The organism is Pedobacter hiemivivus, assembly GCF_004331685.1.
Classification (GTDB): Bacteria; Bacteroidota; Bacteroidia; order Sphingobacteriales; family Sphingobacteriaceae; genus Pedobacter; species Pedobacter hiemivivus.
This window is the reverse complement of record NZ_SJSM01000029.1, coordinates 24,031-47,697: the sequence shown is the minus strand read 5'-3', so window position 1 is coordinate 47,697 and position 23,667 is coordinate 24,031. Positions and strand designations below refer to the sequence as shown.

The window sequence follows — 23,667 nt, the reverse complement described above, 5'->3', positions numbered from 1 at the left end:
ATGAAGGAGCTAAAGGCGCTGAATAAAAGCTTGTTATTGATGATAGTAGTGATGCTGATTTTTTCTGCCTGTAGTTCAAGAAAATATACTGCAAGACCTGCTGCAGGATCAACTATAGCTGCTAAGGCGGCCGAAGCCATGTCGCATTTAAAAAGCAAGGAATTGTATCGCTTTATAAATGATTGGACAGGGGTGCAATATGCTTTGGGAGGATTGGATAAGACAGGAGTAGACTGCTCGGGCTTTGCCTTTTTATTACAAAAAAATATTTATGGCAGTGTGCTGCCAAGAAGATCAAGAGATCAGGCTGATGTGGTAAACGAGAAAAGTATAGCCAATTTAAATGAAGGTGATCTGATCTTCTTTTCTTTTGGTGGTAATACGGTGGATCATGTTGGCGTATACCTTAACCATAATTTTTTTGTGCATGCTTCAACCACACGAGGAGTAGTTGTAGATGATTTAAGCATTCCAGCTTATCAAAGAGCTTTTGTTAAGGCAGGATCATTAAAAAAATAACCATGAACAAGCCAAAACACGACATCTCATTCTGGACCAAGTATAAAAAGTTTGCCACTACAGAGATCCTGATGTACTTGATTATGGTAATTGGAATAGGCATAGGAATTCTAATTCTTAGCTAGTTCCGTTTTAAAAATAGCTTTCATCTGGTCATAGCTGCTTACTGAGCTCATAAAATCTGCGAAGTCGGTATATTTATCAGCCGGGTAGGTTCCACTATTCAAAACAAGCTTTCTGCGGTATATTATCTTCTTGTCTACTTTCCTTACACTAATGCCGTACGAACCAAAGACCGTCTTAATTTCAGTGCCCTGAGGTAGCATATCAACTACAACATCATTTGGAAGGGTATAAGTAAGCTCATCAATATCAGTGTAGCCTCTATTGATAAAAACTGGTAAGGTTCTGTTTCTTACTTCTGGAATACTGCGTTTTTTATTGAATGCATTTAGGACCAGGTATATATGATTATTGGTTCTAGGTGCATATTTCTGAATGCTGAGTTGTAGCGATTCCATTGTGACAGGTGCGTTGCCCTTATCTTGTGTCAATTTAAAGGCATCGAAATCAATATTATCTACATCATAGGTTGTCTTCAGTAATTTCAACTGCTCTTTCATTGGTTGATTCACAAATTGAGCATAGTTGTCGTATTGCGAGCCGCTACAAGTTGTTTGCATCGTTCCATTGATGTTTCCTTCCGCATCAAGTACAAGTTCTGCTTTGCGGTTTTGCAAATTCATTTGTGTAGATAGGGCTGGGGTTTTGAGTATTTTTCCACCATCTTCCGTACAAGCCAATACGGTACGATCATCCGTAAAACTGCCTAGAAAGCCAAAAGGGCTTTCCTGATTTGTGCATTCTAACCAGGTGGTGTCATTTTTTAGCGGTAGACAAAGAATGATATGGTTTCCCTGGTTCATGCTCGCAAATTCAGGTTCCATGTCCTTTTTAAAACTTCCTGCGTTTACGATGCAATACAAGGATGGGATATCTATGGCTTTCAGTAAACTTTGGGTGTAATTAACCAGTGCTTTACAGTCTCCGTACGACAGTTGATGGACTTCGCTGGCTAACATAGGCTGCTGGCCCCCAATTCCTACCTGTACACTAATGTAACGGGTCTTTTTCTGTACATATTCATAAACCTTCCGTGCTTTGTCTTTGTCATTTTGTATACCCGCTACTAAAGCTTTAACCTCTTCTACGGTAGCAGGGCTCAAGGTTTGCCTGTTTTTAACCAGTTCCGTATAGATCCATTTTCCTAATTCATCCCAGTTTTGATATTTTCCTTTATAGCCGTAATAACTAAAATCCTCAGGTGCTATTTTAACGTGACAGCGATAATTCTCAGGATCAGGAGCGTAGGGTTCAGGTTTAAAAGCAGCCAGGTTTTTGACTGTCCAGGTCTGACTTTTGAACTTGTCATTTAGGACCACTTCTGGTTCACCTTTATAATTAAAGGCCTTTATCCTTACTTTATCATCAGGTTTGCAGATAAATGTGTAACTACTGTTCTCCACTGCTACATCGGCTGTACGGCTGGCATACCAGTCAGGTATAATCAGGTTTTGTTTAAATCTGACCTCATACTCGTAGGCTATTGTATAGGGATAAGAAAGTACTGTGGGTTCAAAATGCTTCATGCGGTCATCTTCAAACAACGAAAAATCGCTCACGGCACTGTGATCGGTAAAATTACTAAGCGTAAATTTGCTGGTAGCCTTACCAAAAGCATCAAAAATTAAACCTTTAACAGATTTAATAGCTGTGTTTTTATTATATAATAAAGCAATCTCTGCTTGTGAGTCCCCATTTTTATTGAGTACCGTAACTACCTTTTTTATGTTCATGATCACATTGTCGCCTGAGCGCATGTCAACCCTGGTCTCCATCTTCCTGACTACAGCATTGGCGCGGTTTTTCAGGTTTGCAGAGATCTGATCCGTCGGATATTCAACCTGCGAAAAACTGTTGAAAGAACAGAAAATAAGGGCTGTTAGGCCGATTTGTTTGATCATCATTTACCTTGCTTTTTAAGGATAATATCGGTTTTTTGAACTTGAATGATTCTGCTGTATAATTCCTTAAGTCCCAGGTATTCTTCGGGTCCATATATAGGTTTGTTGAACTGCAATAGTTGATTGAATACCAATATACCATCTTCTAAGGACGTTGTACACAAGAATCTGCCCCCTGCGCCTGGTAAACCTATATTTAATTCCTTGGGCTTATCGGCTAAGGTGTAATTGTCGGGTAGCTTAATGGACATAGAGACGCGCTGCTCCGTTTGACTCCCTAAATCTACCGGGTAGGTACGTTCATTTAAGTTAAATGGGTTTCTGGTAGTCCTATCAATAAAAAAAGGATTGAAGAATAGGGGATCATGATTGATGTTCTGAAAGGCTGATATTTCGACATCATAAATTTCAGTAAGCGGGTTTTCGAGGCTATCCAGATTCTTTATCTCATGTTTAACAATCTTGATCGTTGGCATACTTTCGTCAAGCTTCTCTACAAATTCATCTATAGAGTTGGCGGCCATGATCCTTCTGCGTTTATTGAAAGCCGCATAGCCGATGGAGTAGGTGGTTAATACTCCTTTTATTTTACCGTCTTTTCCAAGTTCGCCAGTTAAGTTATACCGTGTTGTTTCTTTCTGACTGGCAGTAAGATCATACCAATAGGATGGTTTTTTTAATGGAATTACTCGTCCCTGACCATTTATGCAACGCAAAGGAAGTAAGCCAAATGGCATTAAGGGTTCTGAAGCATCTAATAAATAAGATTTGCCATCGATATTTACTTTTGCGATGACGTAGTTAAAGTCGCTGATTACCGGAAATAGTGTATTGACAAGGCCATTTACACGAGTTGAAAGGATAACAGCTTCGGCATCAATTTCAGCCGAATTTAATGCCGCAACTAGTGCCAGATTAATATCAGCGGTATTCCCCGTATGTGTTTCTAATGCCTTTTTAATTGTGTTTTCACTGTATATTCCAATAAAACCGTTTTCTTTAATGTTATGCTTTATATAAGAATAGATCGCTTTAGCCTTGCTCAGCGGGTCGGTTGTATTTTTTAGTATATCGGGTAGCAGTGGTTTAAAAAGATCCTTTTTTTTAATCTGGCTACCAAAAGATTTGTCATCAACCAATTGATAATCTATATCTTTCCATTCTTTGGTGATACTTTGCTTAGCTCCATTAGAGGTGATATAGTCCGACAATTCGAAATTAATAGCCGATTTGAAATTGCTTGGGGCAGTCATGTAGTCCTCCTCAATAAATGGGGGTATGTCTTTCATGATATACGTCATTTTTGAACAATCAATAGCTCTTCCAGCAATTCTGAGACACTCCCTACTTAGCTCTGCATTTTGTGAAGTTAGCTTTTGCGCCCCTCGCAAAGCAACATTATAGTTATATAAGCCTGGAATCATGGCAATGTATTCACTGTGTAACTTTGGGATATTGGATTGGAATTCCCAGGTCCTGAAATTAAAGATTCTTGGGGAGTGTAACCGATAACTATATTCTATGATGCTTCCTTCGGTCAGATTAGGCATGGTAAACTTGCTAAGCGTAACATACTTATTCATTTTTTCTGTGAATATTTTCTTTTTATCAAGCTCTGTCAGAGAGATTATACCGTTTACGTAGTTGATGGTGCTTGCTTTCAGTTCCTCAATTGTTTCTTCTTTGTCTCCACTCCTGAACAAGGGTATGACAATATTGGCACTTTCAAAACCTTTTTTGTTCAGGATTTTTATCCGGACATGGTATTCAAAGTCTATATATAAATTGCCATAATTATCATCGAATCTAACTGCAGCTGTGCCAAATTCACGCAATACTACTGCATTGGCATTGCTATCCAGTTTTGTTTTGGTAAAATTTAGGTCAGCCTGACTCACCTTAAGGTAGTCGAAATCCTGTGCAAATAGGGTGGTAGAAGAAAAAAAAGAGAGTAGAAAGAAAAGATTCCTCATTAATGAGCGTTTAAGGTATAATTATAAACTGCAAGATAAAAGTAGAAATCTGAATAAAAAAATGCATTGCAAATTATTCAGATAGAAATTAATGTGTTATCAAATATGTTAAGGATTAATGGATGATTTTTACGACTTTTGAAGTGCTACCAAAAAGATTGAAATGAAATTAAATTTAAAACGCCCACTCGCATTTTTTGATTTGGAAACCACAGGAGTAAATGTTGGTGCCGATCGTATTGTTGAAATTGCTATATTAAAAGCTATGCCTGATGGATCTGAGCTAATCAAATCCATGCGCATTAATCCAGAGATGCCAATTCCACTGCATTCATCATTGATACATGGAATTTATGATGAGGATATTGCTACAGCGCCTACTTTTAAAGCCGTTGCAGCCGAATTGTCTGAGTTTATTGGCGATGCGGATCTTGCTGGCTATAATTCTAACCGATTTGACATTCCAGTAATACTGGAAGAGTTTTTAAGGGCAGGAATAGACTTTGATATGTCTGACCGTAAATTTGTTGATGTTCAGAATATATTTCACCAGATGGAACAGCGTACTTTACGTGCCGCTTATAAGTACTATTGTGGTAAAGACATCATTAATGCGCATTCAGCTGAAGCTGATATTACAGCTACTTACCATGTATTGTTGGCTCAAATTGAGCGTTATAAAGACGTTGATTTTGAAGATAAACAAGGTAAGATATCCAGACCTGTGCAAAATGATGTAGACGCACTTCATACATTTACCAATATGAACAAGCCGGTTGATTTTGCCGGAAGGATGGTTTTTAATGAAAATGAAGAAGAAATATTCAACTTTGGTAAACACAAAGGCAAAACTGTAGAGCAGGTATTCGATACCGAGCCTAGCTATTATGCCTGGATGAAACAAGGTGATTTTCCATTGTATACTAAGAAAAAGCTAGATGAGATCTGGGCAAGGTGGAGCAAAAAGAAAGACTTGCTTAAGCAGGAAAGACAACAGCTAGCCGAAGCCAATAGAGCAAAACAACCGCCAAGACCGCAACAAGTTCAGGAAAAAGCACAAGCTGCTCCTGTAAAGAAAGAAAAGCCTGTTGTAGATGTGACTAACGATATGTTAGAACAGCTGAAAATGAAGTTTGGTAAATAGATACAATCATTATAATATTAAAAAAGACCCTTTTATAGGGTCTTTTTTATGAAATCTATATTTCTGGTTAGTCCTTTAAATTTGGTGCGCTTAACAGCCGAGTTTTTAAAGATGGTTTTAAAAACATCTTCTGTTATGTCTAGCCAATCCTCACGTTTCATCGTTAATAATTGCTCATTAGGTTTAAATAGGGGCTCGGTATGCGGGGCCGAAAATCTGTTCCAGGGACATACATCCTGACAAACGTCGCAACCAAACATCCAGTTGTCCATTTTGTCTTTAAATCCCGTATCAATTTCTTCTCTTAGCTCAATGGTTAGATAGGAGATACATTTCTTTGCGTCTATCACATAAGGTGATAAAATGGCGTCAGTAGGGCAGGCATCGATACATTTTGTACAAGTGCCGCAATGATCGGTCTCGAATTGGTTATCATATTCCAAGTCCAGATCTACGATAAGTTCAGCTAAAAAAAAGAACGATCCACTCTTTTTATTGATGAGATTGCTGTTTTTACCAATCCATCCAATACCTGCACGTTTTGCCCAGGCGCGGTCTAGCACTGGTGCTGAATCTACAAAAGCTCTACCTGCAACTTCTCCAATTTCCTCACTAATAAAGCTTAGCAATTGGAACAGCTTATCTTTAATCACCTGATGATAATCCATCCCATAAGCATATTTAGAGATCTTTGGGGCATCAGGATCAGTTTGTTCCGCATCAGGAAAGTAATTAAGCGTAAGCGAGATCACTGATTTGGAATCATCTACGAGCAACCTTGGATCTAGTCGTTTGTCAAAATGATTCTCCATATAGGCCATTTGGCCATGATGGTTTTGTTGTAACCAACTTTCTAACTTAGGCGCCTCTTCTTCTAAAAAATCTGCTTTGGCAATACCGCATTGCATAAAACCTAGCCTTAGGGCTTCGGCTTTAATTATTTTGCTGTATTTGGAAGCATTGCTTATCATAAGCCGCAAAGATAAGGCTTTGTATTGTAAACTTTTTATGGGCTCATTTGTTATTAATTTAATAAACCAAAACTTAAAGTCATGGAAAATAAAGAGGAGCAACATAGCGAAGACCATCCCCACAAACACAAACCAATAGAACATGACTATGACAAACATAAGGCAGATCCCGGACCACCCCGTGAAGCCGTAGAGGAAAAGGATATCAATGGTGCTGCCGTAGTATTAAGATGGCTTATACCGTTACTAGTTATTGCCTTGTTGATTTATTGGCTGTTTTTTCATAAATAAATTACTTTAATAACCTGACTTCATACAGGTCGGTCCGTCTGTCTTTTAATATTTTAACCGTTCCAAAGTGATGGAGCTCGTCTAAGAGATGAAGATCTACATCAACGACCAGCATCATTTCTGTATTCGGAGTAGTTTCAGCTTTCACGGCATTTGTAGGGAAGGCAAAATCGGAAGGTGTGAATACAGCTGACTGCGCAAACTGGATATCCATATTATTTACTTTGGGTAAATTACCTACACAACCGGCAATAGCTACATAACATTCATTTTCTATTGCCCTAGCCTGCGCACAATGTCTAACTCTGGTGTATCCATTTTGTGTATCTGTTAGAAAAGGAACAAATAAGATTTGCATACCCTGATCTGCCAATATTCTGCTCAACTCTGGAAATTCTACATCATAACAGATCAATATACCTATTTTACCACAGTCGGTATCAAATACCTTGATTTTATCCCCACCCACCATTCCATAGTATTTTTGCTCATTTGGAGTAATATGAATTTTTCTATATTCATCAGTTTTTCCACTTCTATGGCAAAGGTAGGTTGCATTGTATAATTTGTTGTTTTCAATTATAGGCATGCTGCCGGATATGATGTTTACATTGTAAGAAAGGGCATACTGTTGTATACGTTGTACAATTTCTTTAGTTTGCTCGGCAAGTTTGCGCATGGCCTCCATTTCCGGTAAATGATTATATGGCTGCAATAAAGGGGTGTTAAAGAATTCCGGGAACATGATAAAATCAGATTTGTAACCACTTACTGCGTCTACAAAAAATTCAACCTGTTCGTAAAAGGCATCAATGTCAGGAAATAAACGCATTTGCCACTGCACTAAACCTATTCTAATAGTTTTTGCTGAGCGTGCTGAGGCATCTATACCCTGATAATAGATATTGTTCCATTCAATCAGCGTTGCAAATTCTTTAGATTCATGGTCACCTGGAAGATAGTTTTTAAGAACTTTCCTGACGTGGAAATCATTGGACAGTTGAAAGGTTAGCGTTGGATCATAGAGCTCCTTTGCTTTTACTTTGTCAATGTATTGTCTTGGACTTAGCTTTTCCGCATGTTGATGATAACCCGGTATACGTCCGCCGGCAATAATACTTTTTAAATTAAGACTTTCGCAGAGTTCTTTTCTTACTTCATAAAGCCGGCGCCCCAACCGAAGTCCCCGGAATTCAGGGGAAACAAAGATTTCAATTCCGTATAAAGTATCACCATTTGGATCATGGGTAGAAAAAGTATAATCACCAGTAATCAATTGGTAGGTGTGTTTATCGCCATACTCATCGTAATCGACAATAATGGATAAGGAACATGCAACTACTTTATCATCAACAGCTATACACAACTGTCCTTCCGGGAATAGTTTTAAAAGCTTTGCAATGGTAACTTTACTCCATATCTGCCCACCTAGCGTATCGTACGCTTGCTGCATGGATTCTTTTAAGTCATCATAATCTTCTAAAGTAAGTTTTCTGGTTTCAATGTTCATATCAGCAAATTTAGCTAATATGAACAGAAATGATGCCTAAATTCTGTTATTAAAACAATCTTCCGGTTTGTCCGGGATAATTTCGTTGCAAGTGCTTGTAAGCAGCCTCCGTAACTTCGCGACCTCTCGATGTACGCATTAGAAAACCTTCCTGGATCAAGAATGGCTCATAAACTTCTTCAATGGTACCTTCATCTTCGCCAACAGCAGTTGCAATGGTTTTTAAACCTACAGGACCACCTTTAAACTTATCGATGATGGTGGTCAGAATCTTGTTGTCCATTTCATCTAAACCGTGCTCATCCACATTTAAGGCTTTTAGGGCATAGCGGGCAATGTCAGTATTGATCTCACCAGTGCCTTTAATTTGTGCAAAATCACGTGTACGTCTTAATAAAGCATTCGCGATACGAGGAGTACCGCGACTCCGGCGTGCAATTTCGTAAGCACCCTCATCTGTAATCGGTGTTTTTAAAATCTCTGAAGACCTTAAAACGATGGTGGTCAGTAATTTTGCATCATAATAAGCCAGTCTGGAATTGATTCCAAACCTCGCTCTTAAAGGTGCGGTTAACAAGCCCGAACGGGTAGTTGCGCCAACAAGCGTAAAAGGATTCAAGCTGATCTGTACAGAGCGGGCATTAGGCCCACTCTCCAGCATAATATCTATTTTAAAGTCTTCCATCGCAGAGTATAGATACTCTTCAACCAAAGGACTTAAACGGTGTATCTCATCAATAAACAGGATGTCTCCTTCATCAAGGCCAGTTAATAGACCTGCCAAATCACCTGGCTTATCCAATACCGGTCCGGAAGTAACCTTTATGCCCACACTCATTTCATTGGCAATGATGTAGGAAAGGGTTGTTTTACCTAAGCCCGGAGGGCCATGGAGTAAAACGTGATCTAAAGGTTCACCACGTAGCTTTGCAGCTTGTACAAAGATTTTTAGGTTTTCCATCACTTTTTCCTGTCCCGTAAAATCATCAAAAGCCTGTGGCCGCAATACTTTTTCAATATCGCGTTCTATGGGTGATAAGCTTTCAGCGGAAGGATCAAGATTCTCGTTCATTGCTCAAAAATACGCTTAAAAATTAGAAATATTGTAATGTCTAGCTAAATTTGGCCGCTACAGTGGCTTCTTTAACCCCATTGGCATAGTTGTAAAAGCCTTCGCCAGATTTAACTCCTTTATTGCCTGCTGTTACCATATTAACCAATAAAGGACATGGAGCATATTTAGGATTCCCAAAACCATCTTGTAATACGCGAAGAATAGCCAGACAAACATCTAAGCCAATAAAATCAGCCAATTGCAATGGGCCCATTGGATGCGCCATCCCTAATTTCATCACGGTATCGATCTCTTCTACACCAGCTACATTTTCATATAAAGTATAGATAGCTTCGTTAATCATTGGTATTAATATTCTGTTGGCTACAAAGCCAGGATAGTCATTTACCTCAACTGGTGCTTTACCTAGTTTTTTGGAAAGCTCCATCACTATTTCGGTTGTTTCATTGCTGGTCGCATAGCCACGGATCACCTCAACCAATTTCATTACCGGTACTGGATTCATAAAGTGCATCCCAATTACTTTATCACCACGACCAGTTACCGAAGCGATTTTAGTAATAGAAATAGAAGAAGTATTGCTGGCCAGAATAGCATTGGGTTTAGCAAAGGCATCGAGTTCTTTAAAGATCTTGAGTTTAAGATCAAGGTTCTCAGTTGCCGCCTCTACAACAAGATCTACATTGGCAACACCAGTTTGCAGATCTGTAAAGCTTAAGATGTTATTTAATGTGGCTGATTTATCCGCTTCAGTTATGGTTCCTTTAGTAACTTGACGATCAAGATTTTTGCTAATGGTTGTAATAGCTCTTTCTAAGGCTTCAGCATTAATATCGATAAGATTTACCTGGAAGCCAAATTGAGCAAAAGTATGCGCTATTCCATTGCCCATCGTGCCAGAGCCGATTACTGCGATGTTCTTCATTTCGTTTCTTTTTATGATGTTAGTTAAAATGTTTTACGGCGCTAATCTATTTATAATCCACGAACCATCCACTAAGTCGTAAACAATTCTGTCATGTAGTCTGCTTGGTCTTCCTTGCCAAAATTCAATATGCATAGGCTCTACCAGATATCCACCCCAATGTAGCGGACGTGGAATTTCTTTGTTCTCGTATGCTTTTGTCAAGTCTGCAACTTTTTCTTCAAGAGATTCACGGCTATCCAACACTTTACTTTGTGGAGAAGCCATGGCGCCAATTTGACTGCCTACAGGGCGCGAATGGAAATAATCTGCAGATGTTTCGGCATCAACTTTACTCACTACACCTTCAATACGCACCTGACGTTCCAGTTCTGGCCAAAAAAATACCAAAGCTGCTTGTGGGTTTTCAACGAGATCCTGACCTTTTTTACTCTCATAATTTGTATAAAAGACAAAACCATTTGCATCAAATTCCTTTAGCAATACGATACGCGCATCGGGTTTACCATAGCGGTCGGCTGTTGCTAGCGTCATTACATTGGGTTCATATAACTGTGCATCTACGGCTGCTGAAAACCATTTTCCGAATTGCAGGATAGGGTCGCTTTCCACATCTTTTTCTGTGAGCTGTGCACTGCGATATTCCTGCCTTAAATCATGTAATTTTTTCTTGTTATGCTCCATGCACAAAAATAGGTTTTAGTTTATTCAAATTTATCCCTAAATTTCCGAAATGATAAGCAGGTTAGAGCCAACGTTAGGCAGATTACTAATATCCGAACCATTTTTAATGGACCCTAATTTTAAGCGGTCTGTAATTCTTATTACAGAGCATCAAGAGGAGGGGACTGTTGGTTTTATTCTTAACCATTCTAGTACTTTATCGCTTAAAGATGTGATTCCTGGACTGCCGGAAGCAAATTTTCCAGTATATCTTGGTGGACCTGTTGAGACGGATACCATACATTTTTTACATAGATGCCCGGATCTGATTTCAGATGGACAAGAAGTGGTAAAAGGGATATATTGGGGTGGTAATTTCGAGACCCTAAAAGTGTTGATACAAAATCATCAAATCGATGAAGATGATATTAAATTTTTCATAGGCTATTCAGGCTGGGGCCAATCACAATTGAATATGGAGATGAAAACCAATACCTGGATTGTATCGGATCAATTTCATCCCGATGTGGTTTTCTCCAATAATGAAGAAAACCTTTGGCGGGAAGTTATTATTAATCTGGGACCGAAATATGCGCATGTAAGCAACTTTCCTCAGGACCCAAATTTGAATTAAGTATGCACTCCGTCATCCTGAATTTATTTCAGGATCTCTCACCTGCAAAGCCGACCCTCTCCTGCGAGATCCTGAAATAAATTCAGGATGACGACCGACGATCTGTTTATTACATGTCAGCTGCGCTCTCTTCAACTTTCTTTCTCAAATCATCTTTGTAAGTCTGCATTTTATCAGCTAAAGATATATCAGCAGTAGAAAGGATTTGAACAGCCAATAAACCTGCATTTTTTGCTGCATTTAGCGCAACGGTTGCTACAGGAATACCATTAGGCATTTGTAAAATAGAAAGGATAGAATCCCATCCGTCAATAGAATTTGAAGATTTAACAGGAACTCCGATTACTGGTAATACCGTAATAGAAGCAACCATGCCTGGCAAATGGGCTGCACCGCCAGCACCAGCAATAATTACTTTCAGACCTCTTGAAGCCGCATTTTTAGCGTAATCAAACATCCTTTCAGGTGTACGATGTGCTGATACTACAGTCATTTCAAATTCAACCCCAAACTCTTTAAAAATATCAGCAGCATCTTGCATAATGTGAAGATCTGATTTGCTGCCCATGATAATGCCTACTTGTACGCTCATTTATGAAATAACTTTTAGTGTGTTTTTAATGTAATTGGCTTTTTCTATTGCACCATCCCTGTTTTGATCGACCACAGTAACGTGGCCCATTTTGCGGAACGGTTTGGTATATTTTTTACCATAAAGGTGTATGTAAACACCATCTATAGCCATGATTTTTTCTAATCCTTGATATTTTGCTACTCCATCGTGGTTCTTTTCACCCAGCAAATTGATCATTACCGCATTGTTAATCGCACGGGTATCGCCCAATGGTAAGTTAAAAATGGCACGTAGATGTTGTGCAAACTGCGAAACGTAATTGCCTTCTATGCTGTGGTGACCGCTATTGTGTGGCCTTGGTGCCAATTCATTTACCAGTAATTCGCCATTTTTGGTTACGAACATTTCTACGGCTAGTATGCCTGTAATGTTTAGTGAAGCAGCAATGTCCATCGCAATCTTTTCAGCTCTTTGTTGTAACGAAGCTGGGTAAGTAGATGGAGAGATCAGGAATTCTACCAAATTGGCCTCGGCGTTGAACTCCATTTCCACCATAGGAAATGTCTTCATCTCACCTTTAGAATTACGTGTCACAATAACTGCTACTTCCTTTTCAAAGTCTATCAGTTCTTCAATTAAGCAAGGAGCATCAAAAGCATGGTCGATATCAGCTACATCACTGATTTTCATAACTCCTTTGCCATCATAGCCATCCTTACGTTGTTTAAGGATGTAAGGAAAAGCAAAGCCACAGTTAAAAATGTCTTCTCTGGTGTTTACCAATTTAAAAGGCGCTGTAGGAATATTGTTTTCCTTGAAAAATTGTTTTTGTACCCCTTTATCTTGAATCAAACGGATTACCCTTGATTGTGGGAAAACTTGTTTTCCTTCTTTCTCCAATTGCTCAAGAGCTTCTATGTTAACCTTTTCTATTTCGATGGTAATGATGTCAGCCTTTTTTCCGAAGTTGTAAACGGTATCAAAATCGGTAATTGAGCCACATTCGAAGTAATTTGCAAGATGTTTACAGGGAGCGTCGGTATCTGGATCTAAAACCAAGGTAGTTAGGTTATAATTGATGGCTTCTTGTATCAGCATTCTGCCTAATTGTCCGCCGCCTAATATCCCTAATTTTAAATCACTTATTTGTTTTGCCATATCTACTATGAAAAAGTTATGCTTATTTTGCACAAAAATAACAATTATAAACGGATTGATGGAGGCAGATGCTATAATTATTGGAGCCGGAGCTTGTGGGTTGATGTGTGCAGTACAGGCGGGATACTTGGGGAAGCGGGTGATTTTATTAGAAAAAAATGATCAGCCGGGAGCTAAGATCCTGATTTCTGGTGGGGGACGATGTAATTATACCAATACGTACGCAACCGATGAACAGTTTATTTCGGAAAATAAGCATTTTGTTAAATCGGCATTTACGCAGTGGACGGTAGCTGATACCATTAGCTTTTTCGAAACTTACGGCATCGATGGGAAAGAGAAAACCCTTGGGCAGTTGTTTCCAGATGGAAAGAATGCCAAAGATGTGGTGTCCGTTTTTACTTCAATTTGCGAAGATTTTGGACAGCAGCTGATTTGCAATGCCGATGTAAGTGATATAGAAATCCTAACTGATGGCTTTACCATAAAATATGAAAAGGGAGGTAAATCACGTACAATAACGGCTCCTAAACTGGTTATTGCCACTGGCGGCTTGCCTATTCCAAAAATGGGAGCCACTGATTTTGCCTTGCGTTTTGCAAGGAAACATGGGTTGAAAATTGTGGAGACAGTACCAGCTTTAGTACCGCTAACTATAACTGGAAAAGACGAAGAATGGTATGCGCAGCTTTCTGGAAATAGTGTTTTTTGTGAGGTGAGCAATGATCGTATTGCCTTTGAAGAAAATATTCTCTTTACCCATTGGGGTTTAAGCGGACCTGCAATTTTGCAAATCTCATCGTACTGGAAAAGAGGAGAGGTGTTTAATATAGACTTGTTGCCTCATCAAGATATTACAGCGTTAATTGATGCAGAACGCCAACAGAGTGGAAAAACACTATTGTCTACTTTGTTTAACCGATTTTACGCAAAGAAGTTTACTGATGCTATGGGCAAGTATTTACCCGTTGAAAAACAGGTTGCTAGCTTAACTAAGTCTGAACTGGAATTGATTGAAGAGACTATACACCGGTTTAAGGTGAAGCCTGCAGGTGATAAAGGTTACGATAAAGCCGAAGTAATGCGGGGCGGAATAGCAACCGATGAGCTATCATCTAAAACGCTGGAATGTAAAAAGGTTCCCGGATTATATTTTGGTGGTGAATGTGTTGATGTGACCGGATGGCTAGGTGGCTATAACTTTCAATGGGCTTGGGCAAGTGGCTTTGTAATTGCACAAAATTTATAGGGGAAGCCCAATATTATTGTCGCTGACCGCGCAAGCTGTAATACAAGTTAAATAGATAACATGGTATTAAAATAATATAAGCGTACTGGTTGTTGACGTATTGTGCCAGACCACCATAAGCTAAGGGCATAATGGCCCCGCCTGCAACTCCCATAATTAATATAGCTGAGCCCCTGTTTAGCATTTTACCTTTTAAGCCTTTTAGCGCCTGTGGCCATATCGCAGGCCACAATAATGCGTTAGCTAGGCCAAGTAAGGCAATGAAAACAATGGATGCTGTTCCGGGAGCAAATATAGCCAGTATAGAGATAATTATTCCCAACCAAGCGGAATACGTAAATGCTTTTTCCTGGGAAATGTATCTCGGTATGGCATATACGCCAAGTATGTAGCCAATCATGGTGCTGGCTAAGGTATAGGAAGTGAGGTTTTTAGCGATGCTTAATGGCAGACCATGGTATATACCATAATTTCCGATGGTGTCTCCGGCGATGACTTCTAGTCCAACTGTAGAAAATGTTGCAATGAAGCCCAGGGTAAAGTTTAATCTCATTTTTGCAGATTGCTTCGGTAAGAGATCTTCTTCTCCAGAAACGGGCAATGAGGCTGTTATTTCGGGTAGATGTGCAAACTTGATTACATAGGAAATAAGGAGTAAGATGATGGTAAGGATACTATAAGGCATAATTACTGCATGTGCCAGCTCATCTAAACGGAAGCTTCGGGTAATGCTGTCCATATTTTGAAGTTCCTCGATTAGCCCATCTGAATTTCGTAGGATGATTGCGCCTAAAATCAGTGGAGCCATTACACCAGCAAATTTATTGCAGATTCCCATAATGCTGATCCGCTGCGCGGCTTTTTCTGTAGGGCCCAATAAGGTGATGTAAGGATTTACTGCGGTTTGTAGCAGCGTAGTTCCCGTGCCTACTATAAATAAAGCAAGTAAAAATATAGGGTAATAACGCATCAATGCAGCCGGAATAAATAGTGCACAACCTGCTGCCATGATCGCCAATCCTATGCGCATTCCTTTCACCATCCCTGTACGCTCTAGTAGTTTACTTGAGGGAATGGCCATTACCGTATAAGAAATGTAAAAAGCAAAAGTAACAAGATAGGCTTGCCACTCTTCCAGTTCGCAGGCTATTCTAAGATAGGGGATCAGCGTCCCATTTACCCAGGTAATAAACCCAAAAATAAAAAAGAAGGCACCAATTGTTCCTATTTGAATTGAAAGGCTACGCTTATTATTAAGCTGTATAGCGGTTGTAGTTTCAATCGGCATAATATCTGATTTAAAGTAATTCCTTTTTAGGATCTATCAATATAGGGAAATACTGACCGCTTATTTTTTCTCCTTTAGGTACAGGCGGAGTTCCGGGCATTAGTTCTTTATCTGTATCTGAAATGGTGCCATCAGCGAACATATTGAGCACAAATGCACTTCTTGATCTGTCTGATTTATTTTCATAAGAGCCATGGATCAGTAAGGGATGATGAAATGTGCCGTAACCTTTTCCGAGTTCAATGGGAATAGGCTTAAATGCAGCCTTTTGCTCCTCCGTTAAAAATTCCATTAAGCCGTCCATTTCTCCGGCAAGCTCTGGTTTTTCCAGTAAACCCCAATGGTGACTTTTAGGTACATAGTGCATGCAACCATTTTCTGTAGTGGCGTCATCTAGGGCTACCCAGCAGGTAAGGTGTTGCAAAGGAATGGTACGTGTCCAATAAGAATAATCCTGATGCCAGGCAACAACGCCACCATGTTTGGCTGGTTTGCAAAAAAGCTGATCATGCCAGAACCTCACGGCATTATTGCCTAATAGTTGGCTGGCGGCCATTACAAACGTCGGGTTCCATAAAACGTCATGAAAAGCAGGAGTGATGCGCCAGGCGCCTAATGCATGGAATAATACAGAATTAGGATCTGTGGAAGCATTAGAGAAAAACTGATGAAATAAGGTGTGATCCGGAAGATTGGGATCAGAGATGCGGATAAGGTCATGATTGAGCTGATCTACCTGCCAGTCCTCTAAAAATTTAATACCGCTCAGGTAACCATTCTCTTTAAAAAAGCTGATCTGTTCATCACTAAGTAAGTATTGTTCCCATTCAGTTTTGTTTTTAGGCCATTTAAAAAAGTCTGAAACAGGATGATGGTAGGATGATAGGTCTTTAAGTTGATCGGTGTTCATGTTGCTGGTTTTATAATCCAATAATCTGTTAATTCATTGCTTGCAAATGGGTGTGTTTATTGAGTAATCCGCTTTTGTGTAGCTTTTTTATAAAGTAGAAAGACCTATCCTCGAAAGGAATCTCATAGGGTAGTACTTCCTTAATAATCATTTTTTGTTCGGAAAGTAGGTCTGTTTCCTGCTGATTGCCAGATAAAAAAGCCAGACTCCATTTTAGCGGCAAAGCATCAGGATCTTGTCCATGCCATTCGTCTAACATTTTGCAGATGGTATCTATATTTCCTGTTCCCTGCATTAATATAATGCTGATTAAATCTGGTGAACTGTAGGGAATGGGGGTATTATGTGTTCTGTAATCCACTATCCGCTGAATTAATCTCTGGCGTGTCGTTTTGTCCTCAGCTGGAAGACAAATGAGTTCCATGTAATCTTCAAGTCGTTCGTCAACATGATGAGGTTTTCCAATCCCCATGTTTTCTGGCCAGGTTCTGGCCATTCGGATATGAAAGATTGCTTTTTCCAGGTCTTTTGTTGTTATTGCATTAAATGCACAGCGCAATTGGGTGTCCCGCCAGCTATTGCGACCTGCCGAAGCACCTTCATTAGGCAATACCGTCATATTGCTCATTAGCGAGATGCCTTGTTCAAATTTTTTGGTGTGCATAAAACACCTTGCCAGCTTTAAGCCTAAATAGTAATTTTCAGGATAAAGTTTGTATCCTTTTTGGGTGATAGACAATGCGGACGCCCAGTCGCTATGGTTTGCGTAATATTTAGAAAGGTTTAAGATGGTTCTCCATTCTTCAGGTGTCAGCTGATAAGCTTTTTTAAGGTCGCTTAAAGTACCTTTTGCCCCCAGTTCTTCCCTTAAATTAGCCCTCACTATATAAAACGGATAGAAATCCGGGATTGAATTGCAACTGTCTAATAAGCTTAAGGCTTCAGTTTTTTGTAGATTCTGGATGTAAGCCAAAGCCAGGAAGTATTTAAATTTCCAGGAAGTATGACGGATAACTGCCTCGCGCAAAACAACAATGTCCTCTTCCCTATGGGGGAAAACAAAGTCGGCGTTTAGGGCTGCAGCATGGTCAAGTGCCAGATTAGCTAGTTTGTCTAAATCCAGGATCGTATATAAATGGGCTTTCCAAAGGTATACCATTGGGTACTCCGGAGCGGTATTGAGGATAAGAACTGCATCGGGATGCAAGTTTAAATTGGCATAAAAAGCAGCCAGCTCTATATACGTTTCGTAAGGAAGTTCGCTGCTGGTGAGCGGTTCAGTAGTAGATTTCTGAACCTTTTGCAATTCAAATCTTGCCAGATAATTGATTGGATCTATAAGAAGTAACTGCTGAATAAATTGCATCGCTTTATCTTTATGACCTTTCAAATTATTAATGATGATGCTTAAATATATGGATTGGAGATTCGCTGAATCTGACTGTCGCGCTTTTTTTACATAAGTGTAGGCCTTTTCAATCTGGCCTTCACGCATCAGTAACTTAGCCAGTTCAATAAGTGCGGAATTCCTATATGCTACGGACTGGCTGGCTATTGAAAAGCCGTCTTTTGCGTCGGCCGTTTTTTGTAACCTATCGTTTATCAGACCATATAAATAATTTGCTTCTGGATCGTATGTGTCTACAGATAGCGACTTCCTGAGTAGTACAAGGGCCTCTGCGAATCTCATCTGTTTAAAATAAAGTCCAGCGAGGCCATTCAATGCATCCGTAAAAAAGGGGTCTTTTTCCAGACAAAGTTTGTATTGGGCTATAGAACGGTCAAAAAAGCGCTGCCTTTCCCATTCTTTTGCCTGAATACAGGATGCTTGAACTGAATCGTAGTTATAATCTTCATCAATTTTTGAAGGCCTTTTTAGTGGAGTGTGCAGTTCTGGGCCATTGTAAATTATTTCATCATTTAGTAAAACGGTTAGTTCTGCCTCTGGTACAGCATAAGGCAGACTAAAGTCACAGGATTCCATTGTCGCCAGTGTAATGGTCTGGTTCAATATCTCTTGCTGCAGGTGCAAAATTCTAAATTGATGGTTCAGTGGTTTATTTGCGCAGAGCTGAATCTGTTGATGCTCGTCCTTGAGTGATAAATAAAAGGATAACTGTGGGGTTCCATAGCTGAGTCCGCCTAGGTTTTTTACAGGAAACCAGTGCTCTTCCCAACTGTCGGTTGTAGCGGGTAAAAACGAACGGTGTTTAAATGGCGTTTTAGAACTGGCAGCAACACTTTGATTAAATAATCTACCGCTTTGTACTTCAGTGTATTGTCCATCTTGATCGGTAAGCAGATCTTCCCATATCATCCCATATCTTGAGAGTCCCCATATCCATATCTTTTTTCCTGGTTTTTCATCGTAAGGCGCAAAATGTCCCATTCCAAACTGGTCGTCGTGCCAGTAGCAACCCCAGAAATCCGTATAAGCGCCAATAACATGATAGGATTTATATTCACCGTGGTTATTTTGCTCATAAAAGGATATTTTCCTTTGTTCTTCATCTTCCGGCCAGCTTAAAGGACTGCCGTCGTGCCCAAGGCGTTGTTGGCCCGGGTATATGTATTCCAGGTTTCCTGAGGCTTTAATGCCAACATTATTCCATTGGTAATAGGATTGAGGCAGACAGCTGTTGTTATGCCACCAACTTTTTGTGCTAAAATATGCCGCATCCTTTTCTAATTTAATTTCAACACGCCATTCAGTCCTTGATGGCCAGTCTGTAGCGCCAATAAAACAGCTCACACTGCCATCTTCATTTTCAACCATTTTATAGTCGACTGGAGCCGAGCAGGAGGGGGTATGCCCAATAATTCCCATATTAATCTCCATCCCACCCGAAGTCCAGGGCCCCCTCATGGCGACATCTCTGAATTTTGCAGTATGATTGAAGTAAATGAATTCTTTTCCTGTGGACTTTTCTATAGCACCCCATATTTTACCACCAACAGATGGATTTACCCACAACTTTATGTAGGCGTTTTCCAATACAATCATTTCCCAAGCCTGATCTGCACCCTTTGTGGTATAGCCATCAAACCTGTTATATGGGTATAACCGGCCAAACTCAGGAATCGGGCTCGGGTCTGAGTAAGGATAGGTTTTAAGTGTGATCAGCTCCTTCCTGATGTTGGCTTTTTCAATAGTTTTGATGTCTTTCATTTGCTTGTCTTGGTAGAGCAGGGCTGCATGTAAACTCAGCATATTTGGTATGATCAAACTTAACTAAGAAATAATTAAGAAACAAGGTTTATAATAAAAAATGTGTGCGGACACAATGTGTTTTATATCTAAATAAGCGATATAATTAGTTTTAATTGTAATGCGTATACATTTTAATATCGGAGCGTGTCGATTTAAAAAAAATGCTTTTTATTTTTAATTATGTTACGAACTAATTAGATACATTTGTTAAATTTTTTTTGGAACTCTGGCTACAGCCTAATTCTGGAATTCGGCTGAGTAAAATCAGAAATAATTAATGTGCTCAACTATATTATAAAATACAACAAGGAAATGAAGAACATCCGTATTAAGGATATAGCCGCCAAAGCAAAGGTATCTGCAGGTACTGTTGATCGGGTATTGCACGATCGGGGGAATGTTTCAGAAAAAGTAAAAGAACGGATTCTCAAGATTATAGAGGAGATGAATTATGAGCCTAACTTGATGGCTCGTGCGCTTGGAACTAAAAAGGAATATCATTTTGTTGCACTAATTGGTGATCCGCGGTATGATGCCTATTGGCTCGATCCAAAGGCAGGTATCCAAAAGGCGGCTAAGGAAGCAAGACAATATGGGGTAAAAGTAACGCTGTGTATGTTCAATCCTTATGATGCTACTTCATTTGTCAAGAAGGCAGAAGAGGCGAGTAAGTTAAATCCGGATGGGATCTTATTGGCGCCAATGTTTTACCGTGAAGTACTTCCATTTTTTGAAGCATGGAAAAAACAGGAAATACCTTTTGTGTTGTTCAATACGCAGATTGCCGAGTTTGATCCGCTTAGTTACATCGGTCAGGATTCTTATCAGAGCGGACAAGTAGCCGGCAAATTGATTCATTACGGACAACCACAGGGCTCATCCATATTAATCGCTCATATTGATGAAGAGATCAGTAATTCAGCGCACCTTACCAAGAAAGAGCAAGGATTAAGGAATTACTTTATTCAGAATAATCTTGATCATCAATATGAGATCATCAAAGCGGAGCTAAATCTCAGGAACTATGCGATGTTTGTAGAACAACTGGATTCCATATTTGAAAGTAATCCACAACTACAATTCTGTTTTGTAACGACTTCCAAAGCCTTTGAAATAGCCAAATATTTTGAACAGAAATTCATAAATCACATCAGAATAGTTGGGTATGACCTTATTCCTCAGAATCTGCATTACCTGAATAAAGGAGCGATTAGCTTTTTAATTAACCAAAATCCTTTAGGTCAGGGGTATTGGGGTATCAATCAGCTGGTAAGCCACCTGGTGTTTAAAAAGGAGATTTCTGCCATAAAATTCCTTCCATTGGATATTGTGACTAAAGAAAACCTGAACTATTATATTGAAGATTCTATGTTATACAATAGGTTTTAAAGATTCTTGTAGCCTATCTTTTCAAATGGAATGTCTATGAAGCCCGGGATTTTTTGCCATACCGCGGCATCTTTTCTCAGTTTAAAGTTTTCTTTAGTGTAATCTTCAAAGCCAGGATCTTCAGTAGTTTCGTAGTTGTTGTCCATAAAAGGGAGTAGGCTTGCTTTTCCTTCTACTCGTTTCCCCATTTTAACAAATAGGTTTTTTGAGAATGGATTTCGTTTTGGTAGTTCTGGATCGTCTTCAAAGTAATTCGGTAATTGTGGGTATTGGATAGCGTAGGGTGGTTTTTTGTAGTTTACGGCTTCTAATCTTTTTTGGAATGTGCCATCTTTTATTAGCATTGCTTTAGCCCAATGTTTCAGGCGGTCGTCAATATGTGCAACATAGGGCGTTTCAATGAAAATGTTATTATGGTAGGAATTGTCTCTACCGCCGCCGATGAAACCTGCAACTGTACCTGCTTTATAAAACACATTGCCGTATACTTCCATGCCACAAGCGCCATCATCATGGTAAATGGCCATCGTTTTATGCACACCGCCGATATGGTGAAAATAGTTATAGCGTACAATATGTCCTCTTTCCGACGGGTTTCGGCCGTAATATAATGCGCCCATATCATCAGAATCCATGACGATATGATGAAGGTTATTGTATTCTACGAGGTGATTGTTACCGTGTAAGGTCAAACCAAAAGATGGCGCGTTATAAATTTCACAGTTAGAAACAGAATTGCCGACACCAGTGACCCATATTCCAGGTCTGTAGGTCCGTTCAAGTCGGTTATAGTCGTGTGCACTGCAGTTTTTTATGTAGTTATTCCCTGGTTCTAGTGTCAGCCGGTCGCCCCCGCTGATCAAGAAGCAACCGGAGCCCATATTGTAGGCTTCGGAATTGATGATTCCATTGTTTTTTCCGGCTTCGCGGTTGAATACGGTATTTTCATAAACATATTGGAAAAGACTACCTATTTGTCTGGATGCTGGTTTTACGGCGTATACGCTTAGGCTATCTGATTCCAATTCGACCCCTTTGCCCATAAAAACAGCGACAAGGCCAAGGTTGGTAAACTTGCACCCGTCAATGACTACGTTTTCAGTTCGTTCCATGGTGATGCCAATTCCCCTGCTACAAGTGAAGCTAAGGTTCTTGATGTTCACATTCTGCACATCCTCAATAGCAAACATGGGTGTTTCCAGTTCTGATATTTCGAGTTTTTCCAGGTTTGCAGGTGGTAAAAAGTAAAGGGTTTTAGTAGCTGCATCTACATAATATTCTCCCGGAAGGTCAATTTCTTCTGGTAGGTTATAGGCGTACCAGGATCTCCATGGCTTGCCGGTGGCAAAGCCATAGGGATGGGGTTTAAGCGAGGAAATTGTTTTGTTTACGGTGTCAATACTCTTCAAAGGAAGGGCATCTTCCGCATATCCCCATCGGAAAAAACCTGAGATCCATGCCTGATCAGGCTGTTTCCATTTAGATGGTCGATTAATGTCTTTGTAGGTAAATACACCGCCCCGGTTGGTGGAATCTCCCCATCTTGAGATAGATCCAGTGTCCAATACCGTGTGAATAGGTATACTTCCTTTATTTGGCCATCTCGCTATTGTGCCTGGTTGATCGTTGGCGAATATCTCTAATGGGGCAGGCGCATAGCCTCTTGTAAAGCCAATCATTCTTAGTTTTCCGATATTGTGTATGCCCGCAGCTGTTAGGGATACTTGTCTGATTTTATCTTTTACTTCAGGTAAGAAACGGTTTAGGAATCCCTCATCAGATACAGGGTTGATTAAGTTCATGGGAACAACCCTGCCGCCATGAACAATTGCCTTTTCATTATCATAAGATTTTATGGTAAGTGGCATTCCTGAGTTCCATGTTTTGCCTTTTACGATTTCCAAGGTTGAAGAAAGTGGGTACACACCAGCTCGCAAAATGATCGCTACAGGTATTTTCTTTTTCTTACTTTGTTTATCGGCCAATGCTATTGCTTTTTCAAGCGTAGCTACCGGGCTCTTAATTTTTCCTCTAGCATTAGGTTTGCCATTCGGGGATACATATATTTCAATCTGCTGCTGGGCAAATCCCGATATGGTGATAGCCATGTTTAAAAGCAGTAAGCCTGTAAGTGTCTTTCTCATCAATAAACGTGTTTA

General features: G+C 39.7%; 20 protein-coding genes. 7 read left to right on the top strand and 13 right to left on the bottom strand.

Annotated features, from left to right (window positions below; genetic code table 11):
• A complete protein-coding gene (locus EZ444_RS24505) occupies positions 1–519 on the top strand; it encodes a C40 family peptidase (RefSeq protein WP_131612334.1) in 519 nt (172 codons plus the stop codon).
• A 2-nt stretch (positions 520–521) separates the two neighbouring features.
• Positions 522–644, top strand: coding sequence for a hypothetical protein (locus EZ444_RS27785; protein WP_256375307.1), 123 nt, complete (start codon positions 522–524; stop codon positions 642–644).
• Here EZ444_RS27785 and EZ444_RS24500 read toward each other — a convergent pair.
• Positions 630–2,546, bottom strand: coding sequence for a DUF3857 domain-containing protein (locus EZ444_RS24500; protein ID WP_131612332.1), 1,917 nt, complete (start codon positions 2,544–2,546; stop codon positions 630–632). The two genes, EZ444_RS27785 and EZ444_RS24500, sit on opposite strands and share 15 nt — an antisense overlap.
• Positions 2,543–4,516: a DUF3857 domain-containing protein gene (locus EZ444_RS24495; protein ID WP_131612330.1), complete on the bottom strand. Its 1,974-nt coding sequence runs from the start codon at positions 4,514–4,516 to the stop codon at positions 2,543–2,545. Before EZ444_RS24495 ends, EZ444_RS24500 begins: the two co-directional genes overlap by 4 nt.
• Positions 4,517–4,679: 163 nt before the next feature.
• Between EZ444_RS24495 and EZ444_RS24490 the strand changes: the two genes are divergently transcribed.
• Positions 4,680–5,660 (top strand): 3'-5' exonuclease, encoded by a 981-nt coding sequence (locus EZ444_RS24490; RefSeq protein WP_131612328.1) that lies wholly within the window; start codon positions 4,680–4,682, stop codon positions 5,658–5,660.
• A 32-nt stretch (positions 5,661–5,692) separates the two neighbouring features.
• Here EZ444_RS24490 and queG read toward each other — a convergent pair whose 3' ends face one another.
• A complete protein-coding gene (gene queG / locus EZ444_RS24485; protein WP_131612326.1) occupies positions 5,693–6,631 on the bottom strand; it encodes a tRNA epoxyqueuosine(34) reductase QueG in 939 nt (312 codons plus the stop codon).
• Between the two features lie 81 nt (positions 6,632–6,712).
• Between queG and EZ444_RS24480 the strand changes: the two genes are divergently transcribed.
• Positions 6,713–6,922: a hypothetical protein gene (locus EZ444_RS24480; RefSeq protein WP_131612324.1), complete on the top strand. Its 210-nt coding sequence runs from the start codon at positions 6,713–6,715 to the stop codon at positions 6,920–6,922.
• Position 6,923: 1 nt separating this feature from the next.
• Here EZ444_RS24480 and EZ444_RS24475 read toward each other — a convergent pair whose 3' ends face one another.
• Genes EZ444_RS24475 through pdxH form a run of 4 tightly spaced genes read right to left on the bottom strand, consistent with a single transcriptional unit; the run spans position 6,924 to position 11,116 of the window.
• Positions 6,924–8,432 carry a carbon-nitrogen hydrolase family protein gene (locus tag EZ444_RS24475; RefSeq protein ID WP_131612322.1) on the bottom strand — a complete coding sequence of 503 codons (1,509 nt, stop codon included), beginning with the start codon at positions 8,430–8,432 and terminating at the stop codon, positions 6,924–6,926.
• Between the two features lie 49 nt (positions 8,433–8,481).
• On the bottom strand, positions 8,482–9,504 hold the full coding sequence (gene ruvB, locus EZ444_RS24470) for a Holliday junction branch migration DNA helicase RuvB (protein WP_131612320.1): 1,023 nt from the start codon (positions 9,502–9,504) through the stop codon (positions 8,482–8,484).
• A gap of 40 nt (positions 9,505–9,544) precedes the next feature.
• Positions 9,545–10,432, bottom strand: coding sequence for a 3-hydroxybutyryl-CoA dehydrogenase (locus tag EZ444_RS24465; protein WP_131612318.1), 888 nt, complete (start codon positions 10,430–10,432; stop codon positions 9,545–9,547).
• 33 nt (positions 10,433–10,465) lie between these two features.
• Complete coding sequence (pdxH, locus tag EZ444_RS24460; protein WP_131612316.1) at positions 10,466–11,116, bottom strand: pyridoxamine 5'-phosphate oxidase; 651 nt, start codon at positions 11,114–11,116, stop codon at positions 10,466–10,468.
• Between the two features lie 106 nt (positions 11,117–11,222).
• Between pdxH and EZ444_RS24455 the strand changes: the two genes are divergently transcribed.
• The gene (locus EZ444_RS24455; protein ID WP_317130145.1) at positions 11,223–11,729 is read left to right on the top strand and encodes a YqgE/AlgH family protein; all 507 of its coding nucleotides are present in this window, start codon (positions 11,223–11,225) and stop codon (positions 11,727–11,729) included.
• Positions 11,730–11,838: 109 nt separating this feature from the next.
• Here the strand turns inward: EZ444_RS24455 and purE are convergent, their stop codons facing one another.
• On the bottom strand, positions 11,839–12,321 hold the full coding sequence (gene purE, locus EZ444_RS24450) for a 5-(carboxyamino)imidazole ribonucleotide mutase (protein WP_131612312.1): 483 nt from the start codon (positions 12,319–12,321) through the stop codon (positions 11,839–11,841).
• Positions 12,322–13,461 (bottom strand): 5-(carboxyamino)imidazole ribonucleotide synthase, encoded by a 1,140-nt coding sequence (locus EZ444_RS24445; RefSeq protein WP_131612310.1) that lies wholly within the window; start codon positions 13,459–13,461, stop codon positions 12,322–12,324.
• 58 nt (positions 13,462–13,519) lie between these two features.
• Between EZ444_RS24445 and EZ444_RS24440 the strand changes: the two genes are divergently transcribed.
• Positions 13,520–14,710, top strand: a complete 1,191-nt coding sequence (locus EZ444_RS24440; protein ID WP_131612361.1) for a BaiN/RdsA family NAD(P)/FAD-dependent oxidoreductase — start codon at positions 13,520–13,522, stop codon at positions 14,708–14,710.
• A 13-nt stretch (positions 14,711–14,723) separates the two neighbouring features.
• Here EZ444_RS24440 and gluP read toward each other — a convergent pair whose 3' ends face one another.
• The 3 genes from gluP to EZ444_RS24425 are packed head-to-tail and all read right to left on the bottom strand — an operon-like array spanning position 14,724 to position 20,077.
• The gene (gluP, locus tag EZ444_RS24435; protein ID WP_131612308.1) at positions 14,724–15,998 is read right to left on the bottom strand and encodes a glucose/galactose MFS transporter; all 1,275 of its coding nucleotides are present in this window, start codon (positions 15,996–15,998) and stop codon (positions 14,724–14,726) included.
• 10 nt (positions 15,999–16,008) lie between these two features.
• Positions 16,009–16,908 carry a phytanoyl-CoA dioxygenase family protein gene (locus tag EZ444_RS24430; RefSeq protein ID WP_131612306.1) on the bottom strand — a complete coding sequence of 300 codons (900 nt, stop codon included), beginning with the start codon at positions 16,906–16,908 and terminating at the stop codon, positions 16,009–16,011.
• A gap of 28 nt (positions 16,909–16,936) precedes the next feature.
• Entirely contained in the window at positions 16,937–20,077 is a 3,141-nt protein-coding gene (locus EZ444_RS24425) for a DUF5107 domain-containing protein (RefSeq protein WP_165503719.1), read from the bottom strand.
• 354 nt (positions 20,078–20,431) lie between these two features.
• Here EZ444_RS24425 and EZ444_RS24420 point away from each other — a divergent pair, with 354 nt between their 5' ends.
• Positions 20,432–21,508 (top strand): substrate-binding domain-containing protein, encoded by a 1,077-nt coding sequence (locus EZ444_RS24420; protein ID WP_131612302.1) that lies wholly within the window; start codon positions 20,432–20,434, stop codon positions 21,506–21,508.
• Here the strand turns inward: EZ444_RS24420 and EZ444_RS24415 are convergent.
• Positions 21,505–23,652 carry a right-handed parallel beta-helix repeat-containing protein gene (locus tag EZ444_RS24415; protein ID WP_131612300.1) on the bottom strand — a complete coding sequence of 716 codons (2,148 nt, stop codon included), beginning with the start codon at positions 23,650–23,652 and terminating at the stop codon, positions 21,505–21,507. The two genes, EZ444_RS24420 and EZ444_RS24415, sit on opposite strands and share 4 nt — an antisense overlap.
• Positions 23,653–23,667 lie beyond the last annotated feature (15 nt).

What these genes read in the sequence shown, in the direction of transcription:
- EZ444_RS24505 (WP_131612334.1), top strand. Translation starts at nt 1, where the DNA reads ATGAAGGAGCTAAAGGCGCTGAATAAAAGCTTGTTATTGATGATAGTA.
- EZ444_RS27785 (WP_256375307.1), top strand. Translation starts at nt 522, where the DNA reads ATGAACAAGCCAAAACACGACATCTCATTCTGGACCAAGTATAAAAAG.
- EZ444_RS24500 (WP_131612332.1), bottom strand. Translation starts at nt 2,546, where the DNA reads ATGATGATCAAACAAATCGGCCTAACAGCCCTTATTTTCTGTTCTTTC.
- EZ444_RS24495 (WP_131612330.1), bottom strand. Translation starts at nt 4,516, where the DNA reads ATGAGGAATCTTTTCTTTCTACTCTCTTTTTTTTCTTCTACCACCCTA.
- EZ444_RS24490 (WP_131612328.1), top strand. Translation starts at nt 4,680, where the DNA reads ATGAAATTAAATTTAAAACGCCCACTCGCATTTTTTGATTTGGAAACC.
- queG (WP_131612326.1), bottom strand. Translation starts at nt 6,631, where the DNA reads ATGATAAGCAATGCTTCCAAATACAGCAAAATAATTAAAGCCGAAGCC.
- EZ444_RS24480 (WP_131612324.1), top strand. Translation starts at nt 6,713, where the DNA reads ATGGAAAATAAAGAGGAGCAACATAGCGAAGACCATCCCCACAAACAC.
- EZ444_RS24475 (WP_131612322.1), bottom strand. Translation starts at nt 8,432, where the DNA reads ATGAACATTGAAACCAGAAAACTTACTTTAGAAGATTATGATGACTTA.
- ruvB (WP_131612320.1), bottom strand. Translation starts at nt 9,504, where the DNA reads ATGAACGAGAATCTTGATCCTTCCGCTGAAAGCTTATCACCCATAGAA.
- EZ444_RS24465 (WP_131612318.1), bottom strand. Translation starts at nt 10,432, where the DNA reads ATGAAGAACATCGCAGTAATCGGCTCTGGCACGATGGGCAATGGAATA.
- pdxH (WP_131612316.1), bottom strand. Translation starts at nt 11,116, where the DNA reads ATGGAGCATAACAAGAAAAAATTACATGATTTAAGGCAGGAATATCGC.
- EZ444_RS24455 (WP_317130145.1), top strand. Translation starts at nt 11,223, where the DNA reads ATGGACCCTAATTTTAAGCGGTCTGTAATTCTTATTACAGAGCATCAA.
- purE (WP_131612312.1), bottom strand. Translation starts at nt 12,321, where the DNA reads ATGAGCGTACAAGTAGGCATTATCATGGGCAGCAAATCAGATCTTCAC.
- EZ444_RS24445 (WP_131612310.1), bottom strand. Translation starts at nt 13,461, where the DNA reads ATGGCAAAACAAATAAGTGATTTAAAATTAGGGATATTAGGCGGCGGA.
- EZ444_RS24440 (WP_131612361.1), top strand. Translation starts at nt 13,520, where the DNA reads ATGGAGGCAGATGCTATAATTATTGGAGCCGGAGCTTGTGGGTTGATG.
- gluP (WP_131612308.1), bottom strand. Translation starts at nt 15,998, where the DNA reads ATGCCGATTGAAACTACAACCGCTATACAGCTTAATAATAAGCGTAGC.
- EZ444_RS24430 (WP_131612306.1), bottom strand. Translation starts at nt 16,908, where the DNA reads ATGAACACCGATCAACTTAAAGACCTATCATCCTACCATCATCCTGTT.
- EZ444_RS24425 (WP_165503719.1), bottom strand. Translation starts at nt 20,077, where the DNA reads ATGAAAGACATCAAAACTATTGAAAAAGCCAACATCAGGAAGGAGCTG.
- EZ444_RS24420 (WP_131612302.1), top strand. Translation starts at nt 20,432, where the DNA reads ATGAAGAACATCCGTATTAAGGATATAGCCGCCAAAGCAAAGGTATCT.
- EZ444_RS24415 (WP_131612300.1), bottom strand. Translation starts at nt 23,652, where the DNA reads ATGAGAAAGACACTTACAGGCTTACTGCTTTTAAACATGGCTATCACC.